Genomic DNA, 17,553 nt, shown 5'->3' on the forward strand with positions numbered 1-17,553 from the left:
TGCAGAAATGGCTCAGGTTATTTGAAAAATACTTGCTGACTAGCCAACGCGGCGCTCGACCGTGACCCAATAGCGGGTGAAACGGCGCACGCTGACCGGCAGTGCCACTTCGAGCATCTGCAGGATCCGCTCGCTGTCATCCAGCGGATAAGAGCCGGAAATACGCAGGTTGGCGACTTGCTCGCTGCAGCTCAAGCGGCCGTGGCGGTAGCGACCGAGGTCGTCGAGAAAGTCCGCCAGGCGCATTTGCGCGGCCACCAGCATGCCGTCGACCCAGGCACCGCGATCCGCCTGCAACGGCGCAATACCCTGCCAGCCAGCGTTGGCAAAATCTGCCTGCTGGCCCGCCAGCAATGACTGCCCGTCGAGACTGGCGCGGCCGCTGTACACCGCCAGTTGGCTGAAGCCGCTGAACTGACGCAGGTTGAAGCGCCCCGGTTCCAGCCGCAGCACGCCTTCGGCGCTGCGCAGCAGCATTGGCCGGCTATCGTTGACCACCTCAACTTGCAGCTCGCCCTCGACCAACCGCAGCAGCCGCTGCTGGCTGTCGAAGCGCACATCGGCGGCGCTGTCGGTGTTGAGCTGCAGCTGGCTGCCGTCATCGAGGCTCAGCCGCCGGCGTTGGCCGACCGGGCTGCGGTAGTCGGCCAGCAGCCCCGGCACGGGGCTATGTTGCTGCACAGCGAGCCCGCTTGCGCTGGCCACACCAAGCAGCAACAAAGCCTTGAGCGCACGCCGCCGGGCAGGCGATGGCGGCGCCTGCAAAGTCGCATGCACAACGGGCGAGGCGACCCCACGCAAGCGCTGGTTGACCTGTTGGATATGCGCCCAGGCGCGCTGGTGCTCGCCGTCAGCCTCCAGCCAGCGCTGCAGCGCATGCTGCTGGCGCGCGTCGAAATCATCGCCCTGGGACTCGATCAGCCAGTGCACCGCCTGCTCGGCGACCTCGGCGCCAAAGCTGCTGTTCACAGGGCGAAGTAGCAGCGCAGGGCTGCCTTGCTCAGATAACGCTTCACCGTGGCCAGCGAGATACCCAGTTCACGGGCGATTTCGCTTTGCCCGAGGCCATCGACCTGGGCCAGCAGGAAGGCGCGCTTGACCAGCGGCGGTAAGCCGTCGAGCAGGCGGTCCAGCTCCAGCAGGGTCTCGAAGATGATCGCCTTCTGTTCTTCGCACGGGGCGAACTGCTCAGGCACCTGCGCCAAAGCTTCGCGGTAGGCGCGTTCCAGCTCTTGGCGGCGGAAGTGATTGCACAGCACCCGCTTGGCCACAGTGGCGAGGAACGCCCGCGGCTCGAGCAGTTGCGGCGTCTCGCGGGCCTGGAGCAGGCGCAGGTAGGTGTCTTGGGCCAGATCGGCAGCGCTGTGCGGGCAGCCCAAACGACGCCGCAACCAACCGGTGAGCCAGCTGTGATGCTCGTGATAGAGGCCTTCGACGGTTGTAGAAAGGGCGCTGGACACCGTAACGACTCCGGCGCTGATTGGCGCGAGTGCTAGTAAGAATTGTTCGCATTGTAATTTCCCTGCAGCATGTCGGCAATCCTCAAAAAACCGATAGCAGCCGCAGCCGAGCTTTGCTTATGAGAATTGAAATCATTATTATTGATGGCTTCAATTAGCGGACCTTGTCATGAAGCGCAACGCTGGCGGGATTCTCCTGAGCTATCGACTGGCTGTAGCCTCGCGCTGCCTGGCGGCCTTGCTTGGCGGCTACCTGCTGGCGTCGATGGCAAGCGTCTGTATCACCCTGCTGGTGCCCATGACCCCGGTCGATGCGACCTTGACCGGGATGATGCTGTCGTTCGTGTTTTACCTGCTGGCGTTCATCTGGTGCTTCGCCTGCCGCACGGCCGCCCGCGCCTGGCTTGGTGTACTGCTGCCAAGCCTTGCGCTGGCGCTGATCAATGGGCTGGCTTACTGGATGAAGAACCCATGAAAGAAGGCTTTCGCCAGGCCATGGCCTGGCTGCACACCTGGACTGGGCTGCTGTTTGGCTGGCTGCTGTTCGCAATTTTCCTGACCGGCACGCTGTCGTACTTCAAGGACGAGATCACCCACTGGAGCCAGCCCGAGGTACAGCGCCATCAGCTCGACCCGGCTGCCAGCCTTGGCCTCGCCCAGCGGTATCTGCAGAGCAACGCCGCCACTGCCGGCAGCTGGTTCATCCGCTTGCCCAGCGACCGCGAACCTGCCCTCAGCGTCAGCTGGCGCGACCCCAACGCCACCGGGCGGCGCGGTTTCATCAGCCATGAGCTGGACGCGCGCAGCGGTGAGCGGGTAGAGGTGCGCGACAGCCGCGGTGGCGACTTCTTCTACCGCTTCCACTTCCAGTTGCAGATGCCGCACCCGTGGGGCCGCTGGCTGGCGACTTTCTGTGCGCTGATCATGCTGCTGGGGCTGGTAACCGGGATCATCACCCACAAGAAGATCTTCAAGGAATTCTTCACTTTCCGCCCAGGCAAGGGCCAGCGCTCGTGGCTCGACGGCCACAACGCGATCGGCGTGCTGGTACTGCCGTTTCACCTGATGATCAGCTACAGCAGCCTGCTGCTGTTCATGTACATGGTCATGCCGGCGAGCATCATGGCGGCGTACAAGGGCGAATCCGACACTTACTTCAGCGAGCTGTTCGGCCGTGACGAAGCGCCCAAGGCCGCCGGCGTGGCAGCGCCGCTGACCGATCTGCCGGCGCTGTATGCCAAGGTGCAGACCATCGTGCCCGGCGCCCGTATCGGCTACCTGCAGGTTGCCAACCCCGGCGACAGCAATGCCCGGGTGACCGTGACCCAGGCCGCCGCCGATCACGTCGCCTATCAGCGCAGCGCCAACTGGACCTTCGATGGCGTCAGCGGCGCGCAGCTCAGCCAGGGCGAGCCGGAAAGCGCGGCGATGATGACCTCGTTCACTATCGCCGGCCTGCACATGGGCAACTTTGCCGGGCCGTGGCTGCGCTGGTTGTACTTTGTGTTTGGCGTGGCCGGTACTGCGGTGATCGGCACCGGCCTGGTGATGTGGCTGGGCAAGCGCCAGCTCAAGCACGCCAAGAGTGGCCGCTTGCCGTTCGAGCTGCGCCTGGTCGAAGTGCTCAATATCGCCAGCATGAGCGGGCTGTTGCTCGGTGTGGCAGGGTTCTTCTGGGCCAATCGGTTGCTGCCAATCGGCATGCCGGGGCGGGCTGATTGGGAGATCAACGTGTTCTTCCTGGCCTGGGCCCTGTCGCCGCTGCACGCGCTGCTGCGGCCGGGGCGCAAGGCCTGGGGCGAGCAATTGGCGCTCGGGGCACTGGCGTTTGCCGGGTTGCCGCTGCTCAACGCGGTGGTCACCGGCCACGGCCTTGATCAGTCGATCGCCCGTGGCGACTGGGCCATGGCCGGCTTTGACCTTACCGCGCTGGGCACCGGGCTGTTCCTCGCCTGGGCCGCTGGCAAGATGCTGCGCACGCCCAACGTGCAGGCCAAGCGCGCACCGCGTGCTGCCAAAGCCGCCTCGACCACGGCCGAGGTGAACTGATGCTGAGCGTTGCTCTGATCACCTTCGCCGGGCTGGTGGCCCTGTGTCTGGCGATGGAAAAGCACTTCGGTGAGCTGCTCAAGCGCAAACCCAAGCCTGGGCAATTACCTGCCCTGCGTTGGGCTGGCTGGGCGCTGCTGGCGCTGTCGCTGATCCTTGCCGTCAACATCCGCGGCCTGGCCTTCGGCCTGGTTGAGTGGTTTGCGCTGGTGATGGCCGGGCTGACCCTGTGGGTGTTCGGCCTGCCTTATCAGCCCCGGCTGTTGCTTGGCCTGGCCCTGGTCAGCGTGCTGCTCGGGCCGGTGCTGGCTGCGCTGGGTGTGTGAGCGCTTGAACGAGCCAACGCCCAGCAACCCGGCAGACGCCGACGCCGCCAGTGGCCGGGCGCGCTTCGTCCAGGTGTTTCTCGCCCAGCGCGGGCGTATGGAAGCACTGGTCAGCCGTCGGGTGGGCTGCCGGGCGACCGCGGCGGACCTGGTGCAGGAGTTGTTCCTGCGCTTCTGGCGCCGGCCCGAGGTCAAGGTCGAAGCACTGGATACCTACCTGCTGCGCTGCGCCGGTAACCTGGCGATCGACCACCTGCGCAGTGAGGGCAGCCGTGGCCGAGTAGTTGAAGGCTTGCCGGTTGCCGATGACAGCCCGGCGCCAGAGCAGGCGCTGGCCGCCGAGCATGATCTGCAGCGGATCGAGGCCGCGTTGCGCGGCCTGCCCGAGCGCAGCCGGCAGATATTTCTGCTCAGCCGCGTCCACGGCTGCACCTACGGCGAAATCGCCAAGGCCATGCAGTTGTCCCAGAGCGCTGTGGAAAAGCATATGATGCGCGCCCTCGAAGCGTGCAAGGCAAGCGTTGCCGCGCCGCGCAGGCCAGGAGGCGGCCGATGACCAGCCACACCGAGCCAAGCAGCCAGGCTCCCGAGCAGGCGGCGCTGCATTGGCTGAACCGCATCATTCACAATCCAGGCGAAGCCCAGGCTGCGCCGTTCAAACGCTGGTTGCTGGCCGACCCGGCCAATCGCGAGGCGTATGCGCACGCAGAGCATGTCTGGCAACTGAGCCAACTGCCGGCGGCCAAACTGGCCGAAGAACAGCAGGCCAGTCTGCAGCCTTACCTGGACGCTATCCGCCAGGCTCGCCAGCCCAAGCGCTGGGGCCGTCGTGGTGGTGCTTTGGCTGCCGCCGCCTGCCTGCTGCTGGCGCTGGGCAGCGTCGGCGGCTGGCAGCCGCAGCATTGGTTGCAGGATGCCCAGGCCGACTACCGCAGTGGCGCTGAGTTGCAGCAAATCACCCTGGCCGATGGCTCGCAGATGACCCTGGATGCGGGCAGCGCGGTGGCGGTCGACTTCGATCACGGTGAGCGGCGGATTCAGCTTTTGCGCGGCGCAGCCTTCTTCCAGGTGACCCACACCGGTCAGCCCTTTCTGGTCGACGCCGCTGGCGGTGAAGTGCGCGTGCTCGGCACCCAGTTCGAAGTACGCGAGCAAGGCGAGGGCGCCCAGGTCACGGTGCGCAGCGGGCGCGTTGCGGTAACGCCGACGGCAGGTCAGTCGGCCCGCGAGTTGACGGCCAATCAGCAACTGACCTATGCCGCAGGCCGCGCCGGGCAAATCGAAGCCGTCGACAGTGACAGCCGCCTGGCCTGGCGTCAGGGCTGGCTAAGTTATCAACAGGTGCCGTTGGCCGACGTGCTGGAAGACCTGCGTCGCTATTACCCAGGGCGGATCGTGCTGCTCGATGACACCCTGGGCCAGCGCCTTGTCAGTGCCAGCATCCCGGCCAATCAACCGCTGCTGGCGCTGGACTCGCTGGGCCAGGTGGTGGGTTTCTCGCGGCAGACGTTGCTCGGCCGGCTGACTTTGCTCACATCATCAGCCGGCTCTGAAAAATAATTGCGAATTGTTGTGAGGTAACCGGCGACGCCATCCGTGTAGTGAGTGAAAAGCGATTCATTCGCATGCGATCACCCCTCTTTCAGGTCAGCGTCCATGAAGTTCACCTCGCGTTGCGTTCCCCTCTGGCTGGGTCTTGCCAGCCTGTCCGGCGCCGTCGTTGCCCCGCCTGCCAGTGCTGCGGCGCAAGCACAGCTGTACAGCTTCGCCCAGCCCAGCCAGCCGTTGCCGGCGGCACTCAACGCCTTTAGCCGCACCACCGGCCAGAGCCTGGTCTATACCGTCGAACTGCCCACCCTGCAGGCCCCGGCTTTGAGCGGTTCGCTCAGCGCCGAACAGGCCTTGCAGCAACTGCTGGGCAATGCCGGCCTGAGCTGGCGGCGCGTCGATGCACGCACCCTTACGCTGGAGCCGGTGGACACTTCCGGTGCGCTCAACCTGCAGGCGATCAACGTCAACTCGCAGAGCGACCTGTACAGCTATCAACCCCCCGCCAACGCCTCGATCATGCGCGGCCAGGGCGCGGTGCAGGACATCCCCCACACCATCAACGTGGTCCCGGCCCAGGTCATCCGCGACCAGGCGCCGCGCAACCTGGACGATGCCCTGGCCAACGTCAGCGGCATCACCCAGGGCAACAATTTCGGCGGCACTGCGGACACGGTGATGAAACGCGGTTTTGGCGACAACCGCGACGGCTCGATCATGCGCGACGGCATGCCGCTGGTGCAGGGGCGCAGCCTCAATGCCAGCACCGAGCGGGTCGAAGTACTCAAGGGCCCGGCCTCGCTGTTGTATGGCATCCAGGACCCGGGCGGGGTGATCAACGTGGTCAGCAAGCGCCCGCAACTTGAGCAGTACAACGCCTTGAACCTGCGCGGCTCGACCTACGGCAGCGGCAAGAACGGCAGCGGCGGCGGCTTCGACAGTACCGGCGCGCTGGGCGACACGCCGCTGGCCTACCGGCTGATCGTCGACCACGAAGACGAAGACTACTGGCGCAACTACGGCGTGCACCGCGAGTCGATGGTCGCGCCGTCGCTGGCTTGGTTGGGCGAGGATACGCAAGTGGTGCTGGCCTACGAGCACCGCGAGTTTCTCTATCCGTTCGACCGCGGTACCGCCTTCGGCAGCAATGGCCACCCGTTGAATATCCCGGCAACCCGGCGCCTTGATGAGCCGTTCAACGACATGCAGGGGCGCAGCGACCTGTACCGGCTCGAGCTGGACCACCAGCTCAGCGACGACTGGAAGGTCCATGCCGGCTACAGCTTCAACCGCGAAACCTACGATGCCAGCCAGGTCCGCGTGACCGGCGTCAACGAGGCGCGTGGCACCTTGACCCGGAGTATCGATGGCACCCACGGCGCGATGAGCCGCGACCAATTCGCCACCGTCAGCCTGAACGGCAACCTCGAATTGGCCGGGCTGCGCAATGACCTGCTGCTCGGCCTTGATCACGAAGACCGCAAGGTGTTTCGCGGCGACCTGATCCGCCAGACCAGCCGCTCGACCTTCAGCTACCAGAACCCGGTGTATGGCCAGGAGGTGGAAGGCAGCAACGTGCGCGCCAGCGACAGCGACCAGACCGACAAGCTGCGCACCGACTCGCTGTTCGTGCAGGACGCGCTGCACCTCGATGAGCACTGGATTCTGGTGGCCGGCGCGCGCTTCCAGCAGTACGACCAGTACGCCGGCCGCGGCCGCCCGTTCAAGGCCAACACCGACAGCAATGGCCAGACCTGGGTGCCGAATGCTGGCGTGGTGTACAAGGTCGCTGAGCAGTTGTCGCTGTATGCCAGCTACAGCGAGTCGTTCAAGCCCAACTCGACCATCGCGCCGATCAGCGTCGGCGCTGGCCAGACCCTCACGCTGGATGGCAGCATCGCTCCGGAGGAGGGCAAGTCGTGGGAGCTGGGGGCCAAGCTGGACATGCCTGGGCAGCTCACTGGCAACATTGCCCTGTTCGACATCACCAAGCGCAATGTCCTGGTCGCCAATGGCACCAGCGACACTGGCACGATCATCTACAGCAACGCCGGTGAAGTTCGCTCGCGTGGGCTTGAGATGGACCTCAGCGGCCAGCTCAGCGAGCGCTGGAGCCTGATCGGCAGCTATGCCTTCACCGATGCCGAAGTGACCAAGGATCCAGAGCTCAAGGGCAAGCGTTTGCAGAACGTGGCGCGCAACAGTGGCTCGCTGTCGGCGGTGTATGACTACGGTAGCCTGTTCGGTGGCGACCGCCTGCGCCTGGGCGCTGGCGCCCGCTATGTCGGCGAGCGTGCCGGCAACGCGGCCAATGACTTCGACCTGCCGGCCTACACCGTGGCCGATGCCTTCGCCAGCTACGAAACCCAGCTCGACGAGCACAAGGTGCGTCTGCAACTGAACGTGAAGAACCTGTTCGACAAGGTCTATTACAGCTCGGCAGTGAATAGTTACTTCGTTGCTGTTGGCGATGCACGCCAGGTCAGCCTGTCGACCACCCTGGAGTTCTAACCGCGCCAGGCTGCTCGGTATTCGCCAGGCGTCGCCGCAAAGGCCTGGCGGAAACGGTTGCTGAAGTGGCTGGCGCTGGCAAAACCGCAGTGCAGGGCAATCTGCAGCAAGGGCTGTTGGCCGTAACGCAACATCTGGCAAGCACGCTGCAGGCGGCGGGCCAGCAGGTATTGATGCGGCGGCAGGCCGAAGCTTGCACGAAACATCCGCGCAAAGTGGTATTCGGAGAGGTTGCAGCGCAGCGCCAGCTCGCCGAGGCTGAGCGGCTGGTCCAGGTGCGCTTCGATGTACTCGGCCAGTTGCCGGCGCACACTTGGCGCCAGGCCGCCCTTGAGGCGTAAGCCCTGGCGCAGCCCGGCCTGGCTGAGCACCGCATGGTCGACGATGGCATGCGCCAGGCTGCTCGCCAGCAGGCGTTCGCCGGGTTCGTCCCAGGCCATGCCGATCAGCTGGCGAAAGCGCTGCGCCTGCTCGCGGTCATCGACGAAGGTCGCTTCGCGCAGCTGCATTTCCCGCGGTTCACGGTCGAGCAGGCGAATGCAGCCGAGGGCGAACTGTTCCTCGCTGATGTACAGGTGGGCCAGGCGGATCGAGCCGTTGACTACCCAGTTCGACTCGGAGCCAGCTGGCATGATGCACAGCTTGTCCGGGGCGCCCTTGTCCGAAGGGCGCTGACGGCGAAAGGTGCCGGTGCCGTCGCTGATGTAGCACGACAGCGTGTGGTGGCTCGGCGCCTGATAGTCGCGGGCGTCGTCGCGGTTGCTCCACACCGCCGCCGACAGGCCGTCAGCCAGCTGCACGCTGTGCTCCAGGCGTGCGTTGGGCGCCGCATGCATGACGTTGAAGACTTGCAACTGGCTGAATGGGGTCATGGTGAAATCCTCTGATTGCCATCCTACTGCGCTGGCGCGCGGATGGCAGCCGCTGGCGACGCAAAAGCGCAAGTTTGTGCAAGCGCCGCGAGCAGCCGAGCCGGACACTGCCTGCATCGTCATGCCTTGCCAGAGAGTCCCGCCATGAACCTGTCGCTGTACCTGCTGACCGTACTCATCTGGGGTACCACCTGGATCGCCCTGAAACTGCAGCTGGGGGTGGTCGCCATCCCGGTATCGATCGTCTACCGCTTTGCCCTGGCCGGGCTGCTGCTGTTCGTCATCCTGGTGCTCACCCGTCGCCTGCAACCGATGAACCGGCGCGGGCATCTGATCTGCCTGGCGCAGGGCTTGTGCCTGTTCTGTGTCAACTTCATGTGCTTTTTGACCGCCAGTCAATGGATCGCCAGCGGCCTGCTGGCGGTGGTGTTCTCCACGGCAACCCTGTGGAATGCGCTGAATGCGCGGGTGTTCTTCGGTCAGCGCATCGCCGCCAATGTGCTCGCCGGTGGCGCTCTAGGCCTGCTTGGCCTGGGGCTGTTGTTTTCGCCGGAGCTGAGCAGCCATGGCGCAAGCCGCGAGACCCTCTACGGCATCGGCCTGGCCTTGCTTGGCACGTTGTGTTTTTCGGCAGGCAACATGCTCTCGAGCATGCAGCAGAAAGCCGGGCTGCGGCCATTGACCACCAACGCCTGGGGCATGCTCTACGGTGCCGGGATGCTGGGGATGTACTGCGTGCTGCGCGGGATTCCGTTCGACATGGAGTGGAACAGCCGTTACATCGGCTCGCTGCTGTACCTGGTGATACCGGGTTCGGTGATCGCTTTTACCGCGTACCTGACCCTGGTTGGGCGCATCGGCCCGGAGCGGGCCGCGTACAGCACGGTGCTGTTCCCGCTGGTGGCGCTGAATGTGTCGGCATTTGCCGAAGGCTACCAGTGGACCACGCCAGCGTTGTTGGGCCTGGTGGCGGTGATGGCGGGCAACGTACTGGTTTTTCGCAAGCCCAAGGTCAAGCGGCCCGAAGCTGTAGCGGTGGCGCCGTAACCTTCAGATCGCCGGGGGCGCGAAGCGGCCCCCAACGGTAGTGATCAGTGCTTCCAAACCTGCGGATTGACCAAATCCCGCGGCCGCTCACCAAGCAGCGCTGCGCGCAGGTTGTCCAGCGCGCGGTTGGCCATCGCCTCGCGGGTTTCGGCGGTGGCCGAGCCGATGTGCGGCAAGGTCAGCGCGTTGGGCAGCTGGAACAACGGCGACTCAGCCAGCGGCTCATGCTCGTAGACGTCCAGGCCCGCGCCACGAATGGTCCCGGCCTGCAGCGCCTCGATCAGCGCCGCCTCATCCACCACCGGCCCGCGGGCGATGTTGATCAGGAACGCGCTGGGCTTCATCAGTTGCAGCTCGCGGGCGCCGATCAGCTTGCGCGTAGCCTCCGACAACGGCACCACCACGCAGACGAAGTCGGCTTCGGCCAGCAGTTGCTCGAGGCTGCGGTACTGCGCGCCGAGCTCTTGTTCCAGTGCCTGCTTGCGGCTGTTGCCGGCATACACGATCGACATGTTGAAACCGAAGCGGCCACGCCGGGCAATCGCCGCGCCGATATTGCCCATGCCGATGATACCGAGGGTCTTGCCGTGTACGTCAGTGCCGAAGCGCTCCGGGCCGACCGTGGCTTTCCAGTTGCCGGCCTTGGTCCAGGCATCCAGCTCGGCGGTGCGTCGGGCGCAGCCCATGATCAGCGAGAAGCCGAGGTCGGCGGTGCTTTCGGTGAGCACGTCGGGGGTGTTGGTCAGGGCGATGCCGCGCTCGTTGAAGTAGTCGACGTCGTAGTTGTCGTAGCCGACCGATACGCTCGATACCACTTCCAGCTTGGCCGCGCCTTCCAGTTGCGCGCGGCCGAGCTTGCGCCCAGCGCCGATCAGGCCGTGGGCCTCGGGCAGTGCTTCGTTGAACTGGGCGCTGATGTCACCCAATTTGGGGTTGGGCACGATCACGTTGAAGTCGTGCTGCAGGCGCTCGGCCATGGCCGGGGTAATGCGGCTGAAGGCCAGGACGGTCTTTTTCATCGGCAACTCTCTGCAAGGCGCTACGGGTATGCCAGCCTCGACCGCGTAGGTCGAGGCTGGCGCCAGAACAATGCATAGCAACCTACCATTGGTCCCGCCCCCAATGCAGCAGCTTTTTCAGTGGGCAACCAGCAGCTCGTGGGTTTTCAGGTCGGCTTCATGGGCGGCGAGGATCTCCGGCAGCGAGTTGCGCAGGTACTCGACCCAGGTCTTGATCTTGGCATCCAAATATTGCCGGGACGGGTAGATCGCGTACAGGTTCAGCTCCTGCAGGCGGTAGTCCGGCATCACCCGCACCAGGCTGCCATCGCGCAGGCCATCGATGGCCGAGTAGATTGGCAGCACGCCCACGCCCATACCCGAGCGGATCGCGGTCTTCATCGCATCGGCTGAGTTGACCTGAAACGGCGAGCTGTTGATGTTGACCAGCTCTTGGCCCTCAGGCCCGTCGAACAGCCATTTTTCCAGCGGAATGACCGGGCTGACCATGCGCAGGCAGGCGTGCTTGAGCAGATCGGCCGGCTTGTGCGCCATGCCGTGGCGGGCGACGTATTCCGGCGAGGCACAGACGATGCTGTAGGTGATGCCCAGCCGCTGCGAGACGAAGCCGGAGTCGGGCAGCTCGCTGGCGAGCACGATCGACACGTCGTAACCCTCGTCGAGCAGGTCCGGGACGCGGTTGGCCATGGTCAGGTCAAAGGTCACGTCCGGGTGGGTTTCGCGATAGCGAGCGATGGCATCGACCACGAAGTGCTGGCCGACGCCAGTCATCGAGTGCACCTTCAACTGCCCGCCGGGCCGCGCATGGGCGTCGCTGGCTTCGGCTTCGGCTTCCTCGACGTAGGTAAGGATCTGCTCGCAGCGCATCAGGTAGCGCTTGCCCGCTTCGGTCAGGGCAATGCGCCGGGTGGTCCGGTTGAGCAGGCGGGTTTGCAGATGGGCTTCCAGGTTGGAGACCGCTCGCGACACGTTGGCGGTGGTGGTATCCAGTTGCACAGCGGCGGCGGTGAAGCTGCCAAGCTGGGCCACGCAGCTGAACGCACGCATGTTTTGCAGGGTGTCCATGGGTCACTCTCAAAATAGAGGCCGAAATTGTGACATGAAGTTACGAATTCGTTGCTTCGACCAAAGGCGGATTATCGCTGTTTTGGTAACAAAGATTCGCAGGATTATGCGCTTATCGCCAGTCCGGCGGCCCCCTAGAATTGCCCGGCCTCATCCACTTCTCGGGAAATCGCAGCTGTGCCGCGTCGCATCATCGGAGCGCTGAATGCGCTCAGTGCCTGTGCCCTGAGCCTGACCTTGTCGGGCTGTATCGGAACCTGGGGCATCGCCCCGCAAACCCAGACGCTGCAAGCCAACACCCTACTCACTGACCACGCCATCGCCGAGGCCGCCACGGACGCCCACTGGCCGCGCCAGCAGTGGTGGCAAGCCTATGGCGATCGCCAGCTGGATCGCTGGCTGGCACTGGCCATAGCCGACAGCCCAAGCCTGGCCATGGCCGCCGCGCGGGTCCGCGAAGCGCGGGCGCTGGCCGGTGTCAGCGAAGCGGCCGAGCAGCTGCAGGGCAATGGCCAGGCAAACCTGAAACGGCACAACTGGCCGGAGGACCAGTTCTACGGCCCCGGTGCGCTGTCGGGTGCCAACACCTGGGACAACAACGCTGGCCTTGGTTTGAGCTACGCGCTCGACCTGTGGGGCGGTGAGCGCAGTGCCAGCGAGCAGGCGCTCGACCTCGCGCACATGAACGTGGCCGAAGCGCGGCAGGCCCAGCTCGAGCTGGAAAACAACCTGGTCAAGGTCTACATCCAGTTTGCCTTGCACTTTGCTCAGCGCGACATCGTCCAGGCCGAGCTTGAGCAGCAGGAGCAGCTCGTGGTCCTGGCCAGGCGTCGCCTTGACGGCGGCATCGGGACCCACTTCGAAGTCAGCCAGGCCGAGGCGCCGCTGCCCGAAACCCACCGCCAGCTGGATGCAGTCAACGAGGCGATTGCCCTGGCGCGTAACCAGCTGGCAGCGTTGGCAGGCAAAGGCCCGGGCGAGGGCGTGCAGTTGCAGCGGCCGACTCTGGCCCTCGCCGCGCCGCTGCAATTGCCCTCGACACTGCCCGCCGAACTGGTCGGCCAGCGCCCGGATGTAGTCGCCAGGCGGTGGCAGGTGGCGGCTCAGGCGCGCGGTATCGAAGTCGTCCACGCCAGCTTCATGCCCAATGTCGATCTGGTCGGCAGCCTGGGGTTCATGGCCACCGGTGGTGGTGCGCTGGCGTTTCTCAGCGGGCGCAAGTTCAACTACAACGTCGGCCCGGCGATCAGCCTGCCGGTGTTCGATGGCGGCCGCCTGCGGGCACAGCTGGGGGTGGCTTCGGCCGGTTATGACGTGGCGGTGGCGCGCTACAACCAGACGGTGGTCGGCGCGTTGAAAGGCATCTCCGACCAGTTGATCCGCCGTGAGTCGATGCACGAGCAGGCGCACTTCGCCGAGCAGTCGGTGGCCGCCGCGCAGAAGACCTACGACATCGCCCTGGTGGCCTTCCAGCGCGGCCTGACCGACTACGTCAACGTGCTCAATGCGCAGACCTTGCTGTTTCGCCAGCAGCAGATTCAGCAGCAGGTACAGGCCGCGCGCCTGACTGCTCACGCCGAGCTGGTCACGGCGCTGGGCGGCGGCTTGCAGGCCGGGGACGACGTGCCCGCGCCAGCGCAACAGGCCGCGCCGAAACCGCCGGCCAGCCTGGCCATAGTCGATCGTCTTGGCGACCGCCGATGAGCCTGCTCTGGAACTGGCTGCACAGCCTGGAATGGCGCCGCGGCTTCTTTGCCTGGGCGCGCACCGACGGGGTGACCTGGGTGTACATCTTCAAGGTGCTGGTGGCGGCGTTCATTACCCTGTGGCTGGCCATGCGCCTGGAACTGCCGCAGCCCCGCACGGCGATGATCACCGTGTTCATCGTCATGCAGCCGCAGAGTGGGCATGTCTTCGCCAAGAGCTTTTACCGTGTGTTAGGCACCTTGGCGGGCTCGGCGATGATGGTCGCGTTGATTGCGATCTTCCCGCAGAACAGTGAGCTGTTCTTGCCAAGCCTGGCGCTGTGGGTCGGCCTGTGCTCGGCCGGGGCCATGCGCTATCGCACCTTTCGTGCCTATGGCTTCGTGCTGGCCGGCTACACCGCAGCGATGATCGGCCTGCCGGTACTGGAGCACCCCGATCAAGCCTTTATGGCGGCGGTGTGGCGGGTGCTGGAAATCTCCCTGGGCATCCTCGTATCGACCCTGGTCAGCGCGGCGATCCTGCCGCAGTCGGCCAGCGCCGCCATGCGCAACGCCTTGTATCAGCGCTTTGGCGTGTTTGCCGGGGTGGTGGTCGAGGCGCTGCGCGGCAACACTCCGCGCGACCGTTTCGAGGCCAGCAATGTGCGCTTCATCGCCGAGGCGGTGGGCCTGGAGAGCCTGCGCAACGTCACCGCCTTCGAAGACCCGCACATGCGCCGTCGCAGCGGCCGACTGGTGCGCATGAACAGCGAGTTCATGGCCATCAGCACCCGCTTCAATGCCCTCTATCAATTGCTCGAACGGCTGCGCGCGCGCGGCCCTTTGCAGATTGTCGGCGCCATCGAGCCGGGCCTGGAAACCCTCGTCGAGCTGCTCGAACCCTACGTGGGCCGGGCCCTGACCGAAGCCGACGCATTGCGCCTGACCCTCGAACTGGCCGCCTACAAAGATGGCCTGCAAGCCCAGGTGCGCGGCCTGCGCAGCGAGTATCTGCAAACCCATCCCAGCGAAGCCGAGCTGCTCGATTTTCATACGGCCTTTGAGCTGCTCTATCGCCTGGTCGACGAGATGTTCAGCTATGCCCAGACCCACGCCTCACTGTCGGCGCACCGCCACCAGCGCGAGCAGTGGGACGAACCGTACGTGTCGCGGACCAACTGGCTGGTGTCGCTGGCGGCGGGCCTGCGCGCCTCGGCGGTACTGCTCTTGCTCGGCAGCTATTGGCTGCTCAGCGACTGGCCGAGCGGGGCGATGATGACCCTGATCGCGACCGTCACCGCCGGTCTATCGGCGGCTTCGCCAAACCCCAAACGCATGTCGTTCCAGATGGCCTGCGGCACTTTGCTCGGGGCCTTCATCGGCTTTTTCGAAACCTTTTTCGTGTTCCCCTGGATCGACGGTTTCCCGCTGCTGTGCATGGTGCTGGCGCCGGTGTTCGTGCTTGGCGCGTTTCTCTCGTCGCGACCAGCCTATGCCGGTTATGGGATCGGCCTGCTGGTGTTCTTCGCGATCGGCTCGGTGCCGAACAACCTGACTGTGTACAACCCGTACACCTTCATCAACGACTACATCGGCATGCTCCTGGGCATGCTGGTCTGCGCCGCCGCCGGGGCCATCATCCTGCCGCCGAACAGCCGCTGGTTATGGAGCCGGCTGGAGCAGGACTTGCGCGAGCAGGTGCTGTTCGCCATCGGTGGGCGCCTGCGCGGGCTCGGTTCGGCCTTCGACAGCCGCACCCGCGACCTGCTCCATCAAGCCTACGGCCTGGCTGCCGGCAAGCCGCAGGTGCAGAGCCAACTGATGCGCTGGATGTTCGTCGTGCTGGAAATCGGCCACGCCGTGATCGAGCTGCGCAAGGAGCAGCACAACGCACCCGTGCACCCGGCCTATGCCGAGTCGCAGCCGTGGCGCCAGGCGATCCGAGTCATGGGCCGTGCCCTGGCGCGGTTGTTCCTGCAGCCCAGCGCCAGCAACCACGAACGCGCGCTGGTCGCCGTCGACCACGCCATCAGCCGCGTGCAGACCACCGACGAGCCGTTCGCCCGGCACTTCGACACCTCGCTGCTGCGCCGTGCGCAGAGCTACCTGCACTTCATCCGCAGCTCGCTGCTCGACCCGCAATCGCCACTGGCGCAAGGACTGCCGCATGCTCCGTGAAATTGCCTTCCATGGTGTGTACATGCCGACCATGACCTTGTTGTTTCTGCTTGCCGCAGGACTGGCCTGGGGCCTGGACCGGTTTATCGCCAGCCATGACGGCTACCGCTTCTTCTGGCACCCGGCGCTGCTGCGCCTGTGCCTGTTCATCTGCCTCTTTGGCGCGCTGGCGCTGACTGTCTACTGGTGAGAACCCCTCGATGAAAAAGTTCTTCAGCCTGATCGCCACCCTGCTGGTGCTGGTCGCAGCCGTGGCCATCGGCCGCCAGCTGTGGCTGCACTACATGACTACCCCGTGGACCCGCGACGGCCGCGTGCGCGCCGACATCATCAATGTCGCCGCCGATGTGCCGGGCTACGTCACCGATGTGCCGGTGCGCGATAACCAGCGCGTCAAGAAGGGCGATGTGCTGATCCAGATCGACGCCGAGCATTACCAGGTTGCGCTCGACCAGGCCAAGGCGCTGGTGGCTTCACGCAAGGCCACCTGGGAGATGCGCAAGGTCAACGCCAAGCGCCGGGCCGATCTCGACAACCTGGTTATTTCCAAGGAAAACCGTGACGACGCCAGCAACATCGCCAACTCGGCCCAGGCCGATTACCAGCAGGCCCTTGCGCAGCTGGCCGCCGCCGAGCTGGACCTGAAACGCACGCGCATCCTTGCCACCGTCGACGGCTACGTGACCAACCTCAACGTCCACCGCGGCGACTATGCGCGCATCGGTGAGCCGGTGATGGCGGTGGTCGACGAGCACTCGTTCTGGGTCTACGGCTTTTTTGAAGAGACCAAGCTGCCGCACGTGCGTGTCGGCGATCAGGCCGAGTTGCAGATGATGAGTGGCGAGCGCCTCAGCGGCCATGTCGAGAGCATCGCCCGCGGCATCTACGACCGCGACAACCCACAAAGCCGTGAGCTGATCGCCGATGTCAACCCGACCTTCAACTGGGTACGTCTGGCCCAGCGCGTGCCGGTGCGGATTCATATCGATGCAGTGCCGGAGGGGTTTCTGTTGGCGGCGGGGACGACCTGTACGGTGGTGGTGAGGCCAGGTGGAAAGTAGCGAACGCGATAGTGTCCATTACTGCTGGGGCCGCTTCGCGGCCCTTTCGCGACACAAGGCCGCTCCTACAGGTGACCGCGCACGATCAACTTACGCGGTCCCCGTAGGAGCGGCCTTGTGTCGCGAAAGGGGTGCGCAGCGCCCCCGGCGTACTCGAACCAGACGCAAGCTTCTAATCCGTCACCCCCACCAGCACCGGTATTTCGACCCGATCCAGCACCTTGGCGCTGATCGACGGATCAAGCAGTCGGCCCAGCCGTGACAGGTGGCGGTGGCCCATGACGATCAGTTCGCAGTCCAGCGCCTGGGCTTGAGCGACGATGGCGTCTACCGGTTGGTCGGCGCGCAGGCTGCCGTCGGTTGCAAAGCCGGCAGCGCGCAAGGTCTGTACCGCGGCGGCGATGGCGGCCTCTGCGTGTTGCTGCTCTTCGCAGGCAGCGGGGTATTCCTCGCGCTCAGCCTGGGTGAAGGGCGCGGGTTGCTCGTGCACGGCGAAGGTCGAGTCGATCGCCAGCAGCACATGCAACTGGTGCAGATCGGGGCGGCAGAAGCGTTGCGCCAGGGCCAGCAGGTTGCTGGTGGCAGGGGATGCGTCGATGGCGATCAGTACAGAGCGGAGCATAGGGGGTCCTCGCGAGGCGATGTGGCCGGCAGGCCATTCTGAGCTGAGCGCCAGCTGTGGATAAATGGCCCCGCACGCACGGCGTCGTTGCGTCTGGCGCAATCGTGCGA

The 17,553-nt window shown here is 65.1% G+C and carries 17 protein-coding genes; 11 read left to right on the forward strand and 6 right to left on the reverse strand.

The annotated features are described in order from the left end of the window. Window positions 1-39: 39 nt before the first annotated feature. Together AC58X1_RS18710 and AC58X1_RS18715 are read right to left on the reverse strand one after the other, a co-directional pair. Window positions 40-969, reverse strand: coding sequence for a FecR domain-containing protein (locus tag AC58X1_RS18710; RefSeq protein WP_497429298.1), 930 nt, complete (start codon window positions 967-969; stop codon window positions 40-42). Further along, complete coding sequence (locus AC58X1_RS18715; protein WP_497429299.1) at window positions 966-1,460, reverse strand: sigma-70 family RNA polymerase sigma factor; 495 nt, start codon at window positions 1,458-1,460, stop codon at window positions 966-968. The genes AC58X1_RS18710 and AC58X1_RS18715 overlap by 4 nt, the downstream gene beginning before the upstream one ends. Before the next feature lie 169 nt (window positions 1,461-1,629). On the opposite strand from AC58X1_RS18715, the gene AC58X1_RS18720 reads away from it, so the two are divergent. From AC58X1_RS18720 to AC58X1_RS18745, 6 genes are all read left to right on the forward strand, one after another. Beyond that, window positions 1,630-1,935, forward strand: coding sequence for a DUF3649 domain-containing protein (locus tag AC58X1_RS18720; RefSeq protein ID WP_497429300.1), 306 nt, complete (start codon window positions 1,630-1,632; stop codon window positions 1,933-1,935). Continuing rightward, window positions 1,932-3,509 (forward strand): PepSY-associated TM helix domain-containing protein, encoded by a 1,578-nt coding sequence (locus AC58X1_RS18725; RefSeq protein ID WP_101322070.1) that lies wholly within the window; start codon window positions 1,932-1,934, stop codon window positions 3,507-3,509. Before AC58X1_RS18720 ends, AC58X1_RS18725 begins: the two co-directional genes overlap by 4 nt. After that, on the forward strand, window positions 3,509-3,835 hold the full coding sequence (locus AC58X1_RS18730) for a DUF3325 domain-containing protein (RefSeq protein WP_497429301.1): 327 nt from the start codon (window positions 3,509-3,511) through the stop codon (window positions 3,833-3,835). Before AC58X1_RS18725 ends, AC58X1_RS18730 begins: the two co-directional genes overlap by 1 nt. A 4-nt stretch (window positions 3,836-3,839) precedes the next feature. Continuing rightward, window positions 3,840-4,391 carry an RNA polymerase sigma factor gene (locus tag AC58X1_RS18735; protein WP_181089705.1) on the forward strand — a complete coding sequence of 184 codons (552 nt, stop codon included), beginning with the start codon at window positions 3,840-3,842 and terminating at the stop codon, window positions 4,389-4,391. Continuing rightward, complete coding sequence (locus AC58X1_RS18740; protein ID WP_497429302.1) at window positions 4,388-5,395, forward strand: FecR family protein; 1,008 nt, start codon at window positions 4,388-4,390, stop codon at window positions 5,393-5,395. Before AC58X1_RS18735 ends, AC58X1_RS18740 begins: the two co-directional genes overlap by 4 nt. A gap of 96 nt (window positions 5,396-5,491) precedes the next feature. Further along, window positions 5,492-7,894, forward strand: coding sequence for a TonB-dependent siderophore receptor (locus tag AC58X1_RS18745; RefSeq protein WP_497429303.1), 2,403 nt, complete (start codon window positions 5,492-5,494; stop codon window positions 7,892-7,894). On the opposite strand, the gene AC58X1_RS18750 is transcribed toward AC58X1_RS18745, so the two are convergent. Beyond that, window positions 7,891-8,766 carry a helix-turn-helix domain-containing protein gene (locus AC58X1_RS18750; RefSeq protein WP_101322066.1) on the reverse strand — a complete coding sequence of 292 codons (876 nt, stop codon included), beginning with the start codon at window positions 8,764-8,766 and terminating at the stop codon, window positions 7,891-7,893. The two genes, AC58X1_RS18745 and AC58X1_RS18750, sit on opposite strands and share 4 nt — an antisense overlap. Window positions 8,767-8,910: 144 nt before the next feature. Between AC58X1_RS18750 and AC58X1_RS18755 the strand changes: the two genes are divergently transcribed. Next, window positions 8,911-9,813 carry a DMT family transporter gene (locus tag AC58X1_RS18755; RefSeq protein ID WP_497429304.1) on the forward strand — a complete coding sequence of 301 codons (903 nt, stop codon included), beginning with the start codon at window positions 8,911-8,913 and terminating at the stop codon, window positions 9,811-9,813. 44 nt (window positions 9,814-9,857) lie between these two features. On the opposite strand, the gene AC58X1_RS18760 is transcribed toward AC58X1_RS18755, so the two are convergent. Together AC58X1_RS18760 and AC58X1_RS18765 are read right to left on the reverse strand one after the other, a co-directional pair. Then, on the reverse strand, window positions 9,858-10,832 hold the full coding sequence (locus AC58X1_RS18760; protein WP_101322064.1) for a 2-hydroxyacid dehydrogenase: 975 nt from the start codon (window positions 10,830-10,832) through the stop codon (window positions 9,858-9,860). Window positions 10,833-10,949: 117 nt separating this feature from the next. After that, entirely contained in the window at window positions 10,950-11,897 is a 948-nt protein-coding gene (locus tag AC58X1_RS18765; RefSeq protein ID WP_101322063.1) for a LysR family transcriptional regulator, read from the reverse strand. A gap of 177 nt (window positions 11,898-12,074) precedes the next feature. Here AC58X1_RS18765 and AC58X1_RS18770 point away from each other — a divergent pair, with 177 nt between their 5' ends. The 4 genes from AC58X1_RS18770 to AC58X1_RS18785 are packed head-to-tail and all read left to right on the forward strand — an operon-like array spanning window position 12,075 to window position 16,821. Beyond that, a complete protein-coding gene (locus tag AC58X1_RS18770) occupies window positions 12,075-13,601 on the forward strand; it encodes an efflux transporter outer membrane subunit (protein WP_497429305.1) in 1,527 nt (508 codons plus the stop codon). Continuing rightward, a complete protein-coding gene (locus tag AC58X1_RS18775; RefSeq protein WP_497429306.1) occupies window positions 13,598-15,760 on the forward strand; it encodes an FUSC family protein in 2,163 nt (720 codons plus the stop codon). Before AC58X1_RS18770 ends, AC58X1_RS18775 begins: the two co-directional genes overlap by 4 nt. Next, the gene (locus AC58X1_RS18780; protein WP_150570668.1) at window positions 15,750-15,950 is read left to right on the forward strand and encodes a DUF1656 domain-containing protein; all 201 of its coding nucleotides are present in this window, start codon (window positions 15,750-15,752) and stop codon (window positions 15,948-15,950) included. Before AC58X1_RS18775 ends, AC58X1_RS18780 begins: the two co-directional genes overlap by 11 nt. A gap of 10 nt (window positions 15,951-15,960) precedes the next feature. Next, a complete protein-coding gene (locus tag AC58X1_RS18785; RefSeq protein WP_150573823.1) occupies window positions 15,961-16,821 on the forward strand; it encodes an efflux RND transporter periplasmic adaptor subunit in 861 nt (286 codons plus the stop codon). Between the two features lie 172 nt (window positions 16,822-16,993). Here AC58X1_RS18785 and AC58X1_RS18790 read toward each other — a convergent pair whose 3' ends face one another. Further along, window positions 16,994-17,443, reverse strand: coding sequence for a universal stress protein (locus AC58X1_RS18790; protein ID WP_101322058.1), 450 nt, complete (start codon window positions 17,441-17,443; stop codon window positions 16,994-16,996). Window positions 17,444-17,553: the final 110 nt, after the last annotated feature.

Source organism: Pseudomonas sp. PGPR N4, from assembly GCF_059693665.1.

Bases quoted from the DNA above. Each gene is read 5' to 3' on its own strand.
- AC58X1_RS18720 (WP_497429300.1), top strand. From the start codon at position 1,630: ATGAAGCGCAACGCTGGCGGGATTCTCCTGAGCTATCGACTGGCTGTA.
- AC58X1_RS18725 (WP_101322070.1), top strand. From the start codon at position 1,932: ATGAAAGAAGGCTTTCGCCAGGCCATGGCCTGGCTGCACACCTGGACT.
- AC58X1_RS18730 (WP_497429301.1), top strand. From the start codon at position 3,509: ATGCTGAGCGTTGCTCTGATCACCTTCGCCGGGCTGGTGGCCCTGTGT.
- AC58X1_RS18740 (WP_497429302.1), top strand. From the start codon at position 4,388: ATGACCAGCCACACCGAGCCAAGCAGCCAGGCTCCCGAGCAGGCGGCG.
- AC58X1_RS18745 (WP_497429303.1), top strand. From the start codon at position 5,492: ATGAAGTTCACCTCGCGTTGCGTTCCCCTCTGGCTGGGTCTTGCCAGC.
- AC58X1_RS18750 (WP_101322066.1), bottom strand. From the start codon at position 8,766: ATGACCCCATTCAGCCAGTTGCAAGTCTTCAACGTCATGCATGCGGCG.
- AC58X1_RS18755 (WP_497429304.1), top strand. From the start codon at position 8,911: ATGAACCTGTCGCTGTACCTGCTGACCGTACTCATCTGGGGTACCACC.
- AC58X1_RS18760 (WP_101322064.1), bottom strand. From the start codon at position 10,832: ATGAAAAAGACCGTCCTGGCCTTCAGCCGCATTACCCCGGCCATGGCC.
- AC58X1_RS18765 (WP_101322063.1), bottom strand. From the start codon at position 11,897: ATGGACACCCTGCAAAACATGCGTGCGTTCAGCTGCGTGGCCCAGCTT.
- AC58X1_RS18775 (WP_497429306.1), top strand. From the start codon at position 13,598: ATGAGCCTGCTCTGGAACTGGCTGCACAGCCTGGAATGGCGCCGCGGC.
- AC58X1_RS18780 (WP_150570668.1), top strand. From the start codon at position 15,750: ATGCTCCGTGAAATTGCCTTCCATGGTGTGTACATGCCGACCATGACC.
- AC58X1_RS18785 (WP_150573823.1), top strand. From the start codon at position 15,961: ATGAAAAAGTTCTTCAGCCTGATCGCCACCCTGCTGGTGCTGGTCGCA.
- AC58X1_RS18790 (WP_101322058.1), bottom strand. From the start codon at position 17,443: ATGCTCCGCTCTGTACTGATCGCCATCGACGCATCCCCTGCCACCAGC.